The following is a 12,867-nucleotide window of genomic DNA, read 5'->3' on the forward strand; positions in this document are numbered from 1 at the left end:
AAGAATAACATATTGCATCCACTCTTTAGAAAAATATTTGTTTCTTATTTGAAAACTGGATATACACCCAAAATAAAAAATACTACTCTTCCTAATTAAGATTTAGAAAGAATAGTATTTTTCTATTTGCCTATTTTATTACATAATAAAATAATTAATAATGCCATCCACAATACCTTTTTGCGATTTTGCTTGGAATTCTTCTGAATTCATTCTTTTTTCATCACTCGCATTAGATGTAAATCCTAACTCAATTAAGATAGCCGGAGAGGGATTTTCTCTTAAGACAAGAAAATCACTTCCATGAATGCCTCTATCTCGGCTGTCTATATTTTGATCAAAAATAGCTTCTTGTACGATCTTAGCTAACTTTTTATCTTGCCTTTTATTAGCTCCATAATGAGTTGTTATTCCTTTTACATCTGTATCCTCAAAAGCATCATGATGAACGCTAATATAAAGATCCGCCGAATGTTCTTTAGCTACTTTGACACGCACTTGTAATTCTTCCTTTTGCTTTGTTTCTGGAAGTAAGCTCGTATCTTTTTCACGTGTTAATATAACTTTTGCATCCGTTCTTTCTTCCAATTCTTTTTTTATATTTTGTGCTACTTTTAAATTAAGCTCTTTTTCAATCGTTCCAAATTTCTTTCCTTTCGTCCCTCTATCTCCTCCACCGTGCCCCGGATCAATTACAATAGTTTTTCCTGTTAATCGTAAATCCTCTTTTGATATATTTTTGTGCCCCTTAGCATGTATGAAACTAACGCCAGTGCCCATTATTAATATAATAAACAAAAGCAATATCGCTCTTTTTTTCATTTTAATAATCTCCTTATCAGCTTTTCATTCAGTTTCTAATGAAAATAGTAATGAATGCTGATAAAGATAAAATGCAGATAATGTCGATTTTGTTTAAAAATGATAAAAACGTGTAGAACGAAAATTCTACACGTTTTTATTTAAATAGAAGAAAAATAATACTCCATCTTCTGTATTCAAAACACCATATTCCGCGCCATGCAGCTCTAATATATTTTTTGAAATAGCAAGGCCCAATCCTGTTCCACCTTTGGAGCGTTGACGAGACGTATCTCCTCGATAAAAACGATCCCATATTTTCTCTAAATGTTCTAGTTCAATATGTGCTCCTTTATTTTCTACACATACTTTTACACGATTATTCTCTTCTATTGTAGAAATAATAATATTCTCATGTTCTGGTGTGTAACGAATCGCATTCGTAATAAAGTTCGTTATAACTTGTTCTATGCGATGTTGGTTTGCAACCACTTCAATTTTAGAAAGTTGTTTATGCACATGTAATTGCTTAGCTGTTATACCCGAGGTTAATTGCTCACATATATAATCAATCATCTCATCAATATGGAAAACATCTATTTCCATTTTATACGTACCAGACTCGAATTTCTGTATGTGTCATACTTATGTCTTCCCCATCTACAGTTACTGTACGAGAAGGGAAATGTACATGGATACCACTATTAGTTAATGTGTCTGCAGTAGATACATTAACAGTGGAAGAATATCGGCTTTCAATTAATCGTTTTGCCCTTGCCAATAAAATAGGAGGACTATATGGTTTTGTAACATAATCATCCGCTCCCAGTTCAAATCCGAGTAAGGTATCATCCTCATCCACCCGAGCCGTTAGCATAATAATAGGTACATTAGATTTCTTCCGAATTCGCCGACAAACCGACCAACCATCTAATTCCGGTAACATAATGTCTAGAATAATTAAATGTACCTCATGTTCTTCAAATATAGGTAACGCTTCTTTCCCATCAATCGCCTCTAAGACGTTATATCCTTCGTTTAGTAGGTAATCCTTCATAATTTCACGTAAAATATCTTCATCTTCCCCACGATTCATTTTATTTTTATGAAGAAATAGTTCATTTTATATGTTAACCAATTAGAAATCTTTCACTATTTCTGTCACCATTAAACGCAATATAATTATATAAAGATAATACCATGCTGATATAAAGATAAAATGCAAAGATAGCCTTAACATTGAAATTCTATTATGAATTTTGTATTTGTAGGTAATGAGCTACCGCCACATCGCTATCAAGCTAAGCGTATGCAAAGTCAATTTTAGTCGAGATTGTTTCTTTTTTCTAAAGGGCAAGTGTAGGAGATTGAAAGATTTGCATACGAAATAAACCCTAACGGGTTTCACTTTTTTGAATTAAGCGGCTTGATTATCAGACAGGGTACAATTGTAAACGACACCTAATATATCGAAGACTGTTTTTTTCTCATATCGATGAGATTTTCGCCCGTTTTGCTGTAGGAGATTGAACAGGCGAAGTAACACTTTTGATAGCTCTTGTATGTTTTTTTGTATAGTTTGGAATAGAAGCAGAAAATAGTCTTTAATCATATATATGGCTTTATACTCACTTAGCTCTCGTTTTTTCTTTATGAGGAGCAATTGGCGCATTTGAAACATGATAGAAGAACAGAGTAGAATGGCAATCAATTGACCATATAAATGGCACTCCAATCGTTCTGGTTTTATCTTTTTACAATGCTGAATTTGAAAGAATGACTTCCACGTTTTAAATAAAATTTCGATTTGCCAACGCAAAGAATACCAGTCATGTACCTGCCCCATCGGGACAATATCTGTAGGGGTGTTTGTCATATATACATTGATACCACTGAGTCGTTTACTACGAGGAGAATACTTCATTCCTTTCTTTTTTCTCTTACAGCCTGATCTTGTAATCGTTTTTGTTGCTGTTGTTTTGTTAATCGATGAACAATTACACGAGCTGGCACTTTATCAATCATTCCTACATAAGCATCAGCTATTTCACATGTTTGTCCTGGTTGAAGGGAGTTCATTAACGTCTCCATATCTATCTGTATATACTCTGTACCTTTCTTAATTCTTCCATCTTGAAAATAATCAGGTTCAGGATTTTTTTGATAAATACGTGTATTCGATTTGATGCGTGAGATATAATAAGCCTTTTTATCTTGTATATGTTGAAGATCTTTTAAATGAAAATAACCTAAATCTCGGATACATAAATCATTCGCTGTCACTGTCGGAACACATAAAGAACCGTAGGTTCGATCATGTTGTTTACTTGGACCTGTATGAATATGTAGAAACTGTCCACTTAACAAATCATACTCAAGTTGAATTTTTATCCCAGCTGTATGGCTGCAGCCTCCTGCACCTGGATAAACCGATGAAAATACATTCGGGAGTTGAAATGCAGTTGAATCTAAAATACGAATACGCTTGAAAATAGAAGTATATGGAGAAGAAATCGGCATAGATGAGGCCAATTTTTGGTTTAGTAGTTTAGCTAGTATGTGTTGTAAAAATTGGACGGCTGCTTGATTAAATCGTTGATTTAGTCCTTCAGGACTGATGAGTACTTCTGTTGATGCTTCTAAACAGCTAGATAACTGAGTTAAAGACGTCGTAGCGACATTTTGATTCATCCATACACATAAAGCGACTAAATCTTTTGCTTGGTACTTACTGGCTCGTTGAACAAAACCAGCATCTTTAGCAAAATCTCGTAAGATATTTGGAGATAAGAAGCTTTGAATTTCCTGAGCGAAGAGTTGTAATTCATCAGATACAGAAATAGACATACAAAACGCCATCCTTTCCTATGATTCTACAGAAAGAATAGCGTATTTTTGTAACGGTGACATAAAGTTTGGTAAATTAATATAGATAAACTTAATAAATTTTCATCTATCAACTATACCGAAGTCATATTCGCTATAATCAAATAGTTAGAGAGAAATTTATACTTGTTTCTGTTGTTAGGTTTCCTTAGCGTGACAAAATTCACATTAGTTTATGCTGGAATTTGTTTAATAGTAAATGTTCTCCAAATAGTTCTTCAATGTGTTGCTTGAATTGTTCGATATGTATATTTTCCTCTCCCTTTATAATCTCATTCCCGCAAAAATTATAATTCTATGACTCTATCGCATACTTGTGCTACATATGGATCATGCGTGACAATAACAATTGTCTTTCCCTCTTTATTTAGATTTTTTAAAATTTGTATGATTTCATTTCTATTGTTATCATCTAAAGAGCCTGTTGGTTCATCGGCCAATATTAACTCGCAAGGCTTTAGAAGTATCCTTGCTATGGCAACCCTTTGTTGCTCACCACCTGAAAGCTCGTGTATTTTTTGCTGTAATGATACGCTCAGTCCAACTTTTTCTAAGGCGGCTGCTTTTAATTCTTTCTTTTCCGTCTTTGTTTTTTTTGCATAAATCAAGGGAATTTCTAAATTTTTATTTACAGTATCATTGTCGATGAGTGCATAATTTTGAAAGAGATACGACATTCTTGTCCTCAGAAGCTTATTTGCTTTACTAGAACCCATATTAGGACTCTCTGCACCAAATAATTTAGCGACTCCGCTATCTGGGTTCTCTAGCATTCCTATAATATTTAGAATCGTTGTTTTACCAGATCCGCTTTTTCCAGTAATCGCAACCATTTCCCCTTCATAAATTTTTAAATTGAACTCATCTAAAACTGCATGATTTCCATAACTTTTACAAACATCTATTAGTTCACATATATATTGCATGCGTTTATATTAACCTCCCTTTATCACCGTTTTTTTATTTCTTCGTTCCATCGTGATTAATGCAATAATTGAGGCGGTAAATTCAATTAAAATAAGCATTGCCACCACTGTAAGTAATTTCAAATCAAACTCTTTCTTTACGATGAAGCAAATTGATAGTTGTACAATCCACATTAATACAAATTGCAACATGTATCCCTTATATGTTCTAAAAAAATCTACGCCAAATAAGCGATGTACCACTATTTTCTGCTGATTTTTATTGAAATACACAATAATATTCTGTGTTACCAAAAATAATATGCCGACAATTAGTCCACTAGTAACCGTCAATAGTATTTTCATTGTTTTTTGCAGATTGTATATATCTTTTGAAATATATTGGTCAACTGTTACAAGATATCTTAAATTATCATCTAATCCTAATCTTTTAAGTTCTGGCTCTAGTGTCTTATACGTTAATCCTGCATCTCGCTTTATCAACTTAATTTTTAAAGGATCCTTCGCCCCTTCGCCTAATATAAGATCTCTTTCTCCAACAAAACTATTCTTCTCTGTCATTACCTCAATAATTTCATCTCTAATTTTGTTATTTTCAGATTTATATACATCTGGATTGAAACTAAAGATTTCCTGATTATTCTTTATCCAAATAATGTCTATTTTTCGATTACGTAAATGATTCGGGACTTCTCTGTGCATTCTTTTTTCTTCATATTCTATTGCTGGCTTTCTCGATTCTTCAAAAAAGCGAAGAATTTCTTTTTCCCTGTTCTGATATTTTGCAGGTACTAATAAAATCCAGTTTTCCGTATCTTCTGAAACTTGCACGCGCTGATTATGTATGTCATATAGCGGAAATTCGCGAAGGTAATTATTATTTACGGTTACTGACCAAATTCCTTTATAATCTTTATTTCTAGACAACTCTATTTCTTCATACTCCTTGGAATCAATTAATACCGCTCCCATTTTATTCAAAATAGGATACAAATCACCATTTATACTTGACTCCGTTTTATGCATCCCTTGTTGTTCTTCATCATTCCCTACAAAAAGCGGATAAAAGACACCATATTCTTTGTTTTTCTCCCAGTCTTTTAAATTCACTTGTTTTTCTTTCACTGTAATATATTGTTCTAAAATAGACGTCCCTAATAAAACAAATATAATAGAACAAGTAACTTTCAACAGCGTATTGAATACAAATATACCTTTTGTATCTTTTCTATTTTTAATCATTTGATTGACTTTAATTTTAGAAATATAAAAATATGAAACGAGAGATAATATTGTAATAATGAGATACGTTTTACATTGATCGAACATAATGGTGTAGATAAACCCTGAAGTTACATTTTTTACGAAAGCAGCTGCAAGTATGGAAATGCCTATCGATAAAACAAACATACTAGCAATAGTTCTACCTATAACGATAAACCATAAACGCAAATTCGATACGCCGTGCATTTTTATAACGCCAATCCTTTTCGCTTCGTTAAATACATAATAAATGAGAAAACATAGGAGCACGATAAACACCATATACTGAATATAGGATAAAGAATTAATTGGTGAATCGAGAGCTTCTTCGTTATTACTAAGATTCCGTTTAAAATCGTCAGCAACAATATACTGTTTCGGCTTAAAATGCTGATTTAACTTTTTAGAGAAAAGCTTTAAAAATGCATCGTATGATTTATCATCTACTCCTTCTACAACATATCTTCCTGCCATAGGTAAATGTTCGTACGACGTTTGAAGCGGTTTAATTGTAATCACATGATTATCTCCAAAATCTTTTATTACTCCCTTTTGTTTTGTATCTTTCGTATGTACTGTCGATAAAAAAGCATTACCTTGGAATGTGTCTTTCGGCTTTAACACATCCCCCCCACTTAACTGAAACTGTTTAAAATATATCGTTTCAGTTGTTAGTAACACATACTTCAAAATTTCTGCCTGTTCATCTTTATGATACGCAACATTTGTACGAAAAATATTTGTATGTGATTCCTTTGCTGCCTCGAGTAATATAGGATAAATTTCACTAGGATTCGCAAAATCCAGTACATCTGGGATAACAAACTCTTTACCTATCCTCTGTTCTACCTTTTCCATTTTTTCAAATTCTTTATGATCCGTTTGTTGAAATGCAATAAAACCTGACAATATAGAAGCTACAATAAGAAAAAACACAACTACTTTTTTCATAACACCCTCCCCTGTAATATTTTAGTATATTTCAACAAAAATGGAAACATCAGGGTGAATGTTGTCTATATGACTTTATTTCCAATCATTATTTTTCATTTCAAAATGGCGTACCGCCCCATGCCCATCAAGCCAATATTTTGAGAAACCTCCCATAACAAAAATTTTACCTTTTCACAGTTATTTATAAGAGTTTGGCTCAATTTTTCTTTTTTTGGGGGTATTTGCTTTTCTTAGCTTGATAGCGATGGGCTACCGCCACATACCCATCAAGCTAAGACAATGAATAATCCCCAAAATGATAAAAATGAACTTCGGTACTATAAAAAACACAAAATTTCCATTTAGGGGGTACTTTAAAAGCTTAGCTTGATGGTAATGTCGCGGTACTCCTTAATGGAGTATTATCTTTATTTTGAGCATTTAATAAAATTCTCCATGTTGTCCAGTTCTTGTTTTAATAACCTTGATAAAAATAATAGTTGTGGGAATGGCTCTAAAACCAAGTCTTTATTAAAACCCTCTTTAATTTCAGCTGATTTTTTGGTTTCAATTTTCATTCTGAATCAAAAATAAATGTAAAAAGATAAGCACATCTTGTTAAAAAACAGATGTGCTTATCTTTTTAATTTCTATGCATTTTTACGTTTTAAGAAAATCACTCCACCAATAATTAACAGTAATGCGCCTGTAGCCATAGAGATCCAACTTGTAAGGTTAGTACCTGTTTGCGGTAACCATCCAATTTTAGATTGAATTTCTTTCTTAGGTTGTGATTGTTCTTTTACTTGCTCTTTAGGTTGCTCTGATGTTGGAGTATTTTTATCTGGATTCGGCTGTTCTGATTTAGGTTGTTCCGGTTTTGCCTCTTTAAATTTCACTGTTTGACCCTTATCTTCAATGTCAACGTGAATAGCAACTAAGACATTGTCTTGATACAGTTCTTCGAACACAACTACTTCTTTACCTTGTAATGCAGAAGCATTAAATGTGAAATCTAATGTGATAGAACCATTTTTTTCTTTTGTAGTAAACTTGGATTCTGCTGTTACTTCTTTACCATCAACTAATAATGGTTTGTTTGTTGCTTTATCCATTAGTTTGCCTTTTACAACGTACTCTTTACCCACAATTAAGTCTTTGTATTCCACTTTATCTTGGATAGTTATAGATTTTGTAGCGTCTAATTCTTTAGAACCATCAGCTTTGTTTGTAGCTGTTGTTTTTATTGATGGCTCTACAAATCGAACTGTTTGACCTACATCGTTAATGTCAGCGTGAGTTGCAATTACTTGACCTTCATGTAATAGGTCTTCAAACACGACTACTTCTCTTCCTTGCTGTTCAGCACCAACGAAAGTAAAATCTAATGTTACAAAACCATTCTTTTCTTTTGCAATAAACTTAGTCTCAGCTGTTACTTCTTTACCATCAATTAATAATGGTTCGTTAATAGCTTTGTTCATTAATTTACCTTTCACAGTGTACTCTTTATCAACAACTAAGTTAGTATACTCTACTTTGTCTTGGATAGTGATAGAATCGTTTGCATGAATCTCTTTTCCACCATCAGCTTTGTTTGTAGCTGTTGTTTTTACTGATGGCTTAACGAACTTAACTGTTTGACCTTTATCATTGATATCAGCATGTGTAGTAACAACTTTTCCGTCTTTCAGTAACTCTTCGAATACTACTACTTCTTTTTCTTCTAAACCAGTTGCATCAAATGTGAAGTCTAATGTAATAGAACCATTTGCTTCTTTTGGTGTAAACTTAGTTTCAGCTGTTACCTCTTTTCCATTTACAACTAATGCTTTATTAGTTTCTTTATCCATTAATTTACCTTTTAAAGTGTACTCTTTACCTACTTGTAGGTCTTTGTATTCCACTTTATCTTGGATTGTTACAGACTTAGAAGTGTGCATTTCTTTTGTACCATCTGTTTTATCAGTAGCTGTTGTTTTTATTGAAGGAATCTTTTCATCTTTAACAATATGTTTAATGATTTGACCATTCTCTTTGATTTCAAAAGAAAACGTCTCTTCATTTAAGATATAACCTTTTGGTGCAACAGTTTCTTTATATGTGTATTTTCCAAATGGTAACTTTTCAAATTTAGCGATACCTTTATCGTCTGTTTTTCCTTTCACTACTTCTTTCCCTGCTTCATTATAAATAGTGAATTCTGCATTTGGAAGCTTGTTGTTTCCATCAGCTACATCTACCTTTGTAATTTCTAAATCACCTTTGATAAGATGATTAACTGCCAATAACTCAATAATTTTTCCATGTCCTTTTATTTCGAACACAATTGGTTCTTTAACAAGAACATAACCGTTTGGAGAAGTCTTTTCTACAAATGAATACTTACCATACGCTAAATCTTTGACGTTAATCTCGCCATTTTTATCTGTCTTATATTCGCCAATTACTTTCCCACTTGCATCTGTTAACTCAAATATTGCACCTTCTAATTTTTTGCTGATATCTTCATTATCTACTTTTAGTAATTTTACACTACCTTTTACTTCGGTATTTTCCACTGTAAAAGTAAGTGTTTTATTGTGTTCTTTAATTTCAAAAGGATACTTTGTTTCATTTCCAATATATCCATTAGGTGTTTTTGTCTCTAAGAAATAATACTTACCATACGTAAGACCCTCAACGTTTGCAATTCCATTTTCCTTTGTTACTACTTTTTTCACTTCTTTTCCATCTTCTGTGAAGACTGTGAATTCAACATTTGGTAAAACCTTTCCTGAATCACTAAGTTTCTTAATTTCGATGTTACCTTTTACTTTGTTATTTACTACTTGGACAGCTCCTATTTCTCCTGTCTTAACTTCAATAGTTTGTGGTTTATCACCTGAAACATAACCTGTTGGTGCTTTAATTTCTTTTACTGTGTAAGTTCCAATTGGTAAGTTGTTTAGTTCTGCCATACCATCAGCACCAGTTGTAATTTTTCCAACTGATTCATTATTTGCATTAAAAACTTCAAATACTGCGCCAGCTAAAACTTCCCCATTTTCTCCAACCTTTTTAATTTTTAAAGAACCGGCTGCTTCCCAATTTACTGCAAGGTCACTGCTAAGCTTTTCTTCATTTCTCTCTAATAGTACTGTAGCATTCTGAACAGTATCAGTGCCGCGGTAAGCTATTGCTTGAACTTTAGTTAAATTAGCAGCAACACTTAGATTAAATTCACCTGTTTTTGTGTTCTTAGGAATTTGGATACGGAATTTTTCCCCAACTGAAAGCTGATCTTTCACTTCACCATTTTCACTAACAATTTTAACTCCATTAGGGGCATTTTTCGCTACTACTTTATAAGAACCACTCTTAGCATTTGTTTGTACTGTGTATAGGTTTGTTTCAAAGAACTCACCCTTTAATTCTGCTTTTTGTTTTTCAGCTGGAATAACATTCATATAAATATCTTGTGTATCTTCACTATTATTAGCAGCATTTATAATAGTTTTAGCTGCCTTCTCAACATTTTTATTTGCATGCTTTAACTCATTTACATCAAGTTGACCTAAAGCATTCCAAATAGCTAGTTGCGTTGCATAATGAGCCTCATTTGTATTTGCAACCCCTAATTGCTCTACACTCTTTTGCGGAAAACCATTTAACAATACCCGATATACCATATTATCGGTTTTCCCCATTTCAGGTAGATCTTCTCCACTAGGCGATTTTAATCCTAGAGTTAAGCAATATGCAATCTGACCACTTGAATTTTTAATCATTTCCGTTCTAATATACTTTCCTAGTTGATTACTATAACTCCAGTCCATCGAATACTTTTCATGAGTCATAACTTCTGCACTAGCCCTTGGTAAAAACACATTAAGGAATAATGCCAGTACTGATAATAATGTGAAAACTCTTAAAATAACTCTTTTCCCCAATCTTGAAACCTCCCTAAAATAAATTAACCTGAGCATTCATCGAAATATTTAAATCATTCACGATTAACCCAATTATCATTATAAAACATAAAATTACAAATATTAAACACTTTTGTCAAAATCATCAAAAAAATTACACATTTTGATATTTTTCAAGCTTTTTAGCACATTAACTATTTACAAATTTCCAAAAAAGTCCTTAATTAACAAAACTAATATGTATGTTAAGTATGTAAATACCCAGTTCTTTTTGCTCAAGTTATTAACCTTTTATCCAATACATAAGTTCCTATCTAATTCGATTTTTTTGAATACGTTATGCAGTTTTCTAGGGACGATTTTTGGGTCCTTTCGTTTGTTACCATCTTCAAGTCCTGCAACATCATAAGCTTAGCTATGTATCTTTAACAATCACCAAAATACGCATGGACAATTATCCAAAAATATACAAATAAATATAATATCGAGAACAATAGGATTAAGATAAGGAGTGACTGTCTTTGTATCGTCAAACATTTGAAGATTGTGTATGGGATTGCATTATGAAAGGTGGACATAGGTTTGAATGTGAAGATATATGTCGTATGAATCCATCTAGTGCCAATTTTTACGGGGACAACTCCTACTCACAGCCAACAGTTTATTCTTCCATTTTCTCAATAGATCCAGAGTGCTACGCCCAGTGCATAAGGAATGGTCATAGTCCCTTGTTCTGTCAAAATGCTTGCAAAGAGAATCCATAGTAAAAATATTTTAATTCAATAAATAAGTAAAAAAACTATCTTATCTAAGATGGTTTTTTATTTTCACACACAAGATTGTTACGAATTTAGGGCCTATTTTTTACAAATAAAAAAGATGACTCATTTCTGAGCCATCTTGAATAAATAATTCGCTATATTCTTAACTGTTTCCGCAGAATGTTCGTTTACAACAATAACTTTAATTCCCAAAAATTCCTTCATTCCGATTTTCCTCTACCTTTGTTCCTATATCTAATGTAGCCGAAATATCTAAAATCGATAATTTATCTTCTTCATGTTCTGTGAGACTATTAATAATCGCACAGAACATGACCGTAGACATGTATAGCGACAGACACTTTTAATCCACTGAATTTCAAAGCCTTCATCATACCTCTCAAGTATATTAAAAGGCATCGAAACCATTCATTATACGTCGAAAAAAACGGAGTCTTCAACCAACCTTCGCTTTTTCGATGTATAATGAATTACAGAAATTTATAAAACATATCTAATTATTGATTCACCGCTTTGACTACAAGTGCTGCGTATGCTTCAGCACCTAATTTGGTTAAATGCACACCATCAGGTGCAAAGTAGTCTCTCTTTCCAGCACTTGCTGTATACCAATCGACTAGGGTTACATTCGGATATTTAGGTGTTGTCACTTTCAATCTCTCATTCACGATTGATTCCCACGGACGTGGTACCCTCGTATTAATAAATATCACTTTACGCTCATTTCCAATTAATTCTATTAATGATACAAGTTGCTCCGTAGTAAAGGCTCCATTTGTACCTAATCCAATAATGACATAGTTTCCTAAATTCCCTTCATTCTTTAACTGTTCAACTACAGGAATCGCTTTTGACAGCTGGCGACCAATTTGTGCATCAATCCTAATATCAGGAAAAGTAGTTTTTAAATATGGAGCAATATCAATCATAACGGAATCGCCTATCGCTGTAACGTTGGAAGAACTTTTAGGTTGCACAGAATTTACTTCTTTTGATTCTTCTTGATTTTTGGGCGTCTCTTGAGCTGGATTTTCCCGAACTGCAACTGGATGTTTTGCTGGTTGTGTTTGTACTGCTTCCACCTTATCTAGTTGAGGATTCTCCTTAGCCTTACTAACTTTTGATAACCCAAAAACGGCTATCGACGAAACGAATACTGCACAAATTAAAGCTAACTTAACACCTAAAGCGACATTTTGAAGCTTTAAATTCTTAAACTGAATATTTCGGAGCGCACCTTGTCGGATTGGTTTTTCAATATACTTCCATGAAATTTGCGCAATCATTATAATTAGAAGAAATTGAAGAATTGCTCTTATTAGTGAAAAATCTCCAGCATTTACTTTTGGAGTCGTCAATGTAAGA

Annotated in this window: 6 protein-coding genes and 3 pseudogenes; all 9 read right to left on the minus strand. The window is 32.9% G+C overall.

Annotated features, from left to right (window positions below; all coding sequences use genetic code 11):
* Window positions 1–138 precede the first annotated feature (138 nt).
* Window positions 139–822 carry an N-acetylmuramoyl-L-alanine amidase family protein gene (locus BAU27_RS29965; protein WP_071772987.1) on the minus strand — a complete coding sequence of 228 codons (684 nt, stop codon included), beginning with the start codon at window positions 820–822 and terminating at the stop codon, window positions 139–141.
* 126 nt (window positions 823–948) lie between these two features.
* A pseudogene (locus tag BAU27_RS29970) lies at window positions 949–1,437 on the minus strand (sensor histidine kinase); the annotation flags it as partial.
* A pseudogene (locus tag BAU27_RS29975) lies at window positions 1,421–1,897 on the minus strand (response regulator transcription factor); the annotation flags it as partial. The pseudogenes BAU27_RS29975 and BAU27_RS29970, both read right to left, overlap by 17 nt.
* Window positions 1,898–2,218: 321 nt before the next feature.
* A pseudogene (locus BAU27_RS29980) lies at window positions 2,219–3,648 on the minus strand (IS4 family transposase).
* Window positions 3,649–3,974: 326 nt separating this feature from the next.
* A complete protein-coding gene (locus BAU27_RS29985) occupies window positions 3,975–4,613 on the minus strand; it encodes an ABC transporter ATP-binding protein (RefSeq protein ID WP_064449545.1) in 639 nt (212 codons plus the stop codon).
* Between the two features lie 9 nt (window positions 4,614–4,622).
* Window positions 4,623–6,827: a bacteriocin-associated integral membrane family protein gene (locus BAU27_RS29990; protein WP_071772989.1), complete on the minus strand. Its 2,205-nt coding sequence runs from the start codon at window positions 6,825–6,827 to the stop codon at window positions 4,623–4,625.
* 632 nt (window positions 6,828–7,459) lie between these two features.
* Window positions 7,460–10,741, minus strand: coding sequence for a VaFE repeat-containing surface-anchored protein (locus BAU27_RS29995; RefSeq protein WP_071772990.1), 3,282 nt, complete (start codon window positions 10,739–10,741; stop codon window positions 7,460–7,462).
* 942 nt (window positions 10,742–11,683) lie between these two features.
* Window positions 11,684–11,827 (minus strand): hypothetical protein, encoded by a 144-nt coding sequence (locus tag BAU27_RS32595; protein WP_175546582.1) that lies wholly within the window; start codon window positions 11,825–11,827, stop codon window positions 11,684–11,686.
* Between the two features lie 172 nt (window positions 11,828–11,999).
* The coding region (locus tag BAU27_RS30005; protein WP_483295360.1) for an SGNH/GDSL hydrolase family protein at window positions 12,000–12,867 on the minus strand (868 nt) is incomplete at its 5' end.

Origin of the sequence: Bacillus sp. NH11B (assembly GCF_001884205.1) — a bacterium.
GTDB lineage: Bacteria > Bacillota > Bacilli > Bacillales > Bacillaceae_G > Bacillus_A > Bacillus_A proteolyticus.

Bases quoted from the DNA above. Each gene is read 5' to 3' on its own strand.
- BAU27_RS29985 (WP_064449545.1), bottom strand. From the start codon at position 4,613: ATGCAATATATATGTGAACTAATAGATGTTTGTAAAAGTTATGGAAAT.
- BAU27_RS29965 (WP_071772987.1), bottom strand. From the start codon at position 822: ATGAAAAAAAGAGCGATATTGCTTTTGTTTATTATATTAATAATGGGC.
- BAU27_RS29990 (WP_071772989.1), bottom strand. From the start codon at position 6,827: ATGAAAAAAGTAGTTGTGTTTTTTCTTATTGTAGCTTCTATATTGTCA.
- BAU27_RS32595 (WP_175546582.1), bottom strand. From the start codon at position 11,827: ATGTCTACGGTCATGTTCTGTGCGATTATTAATAGTCTCACAGAACAT.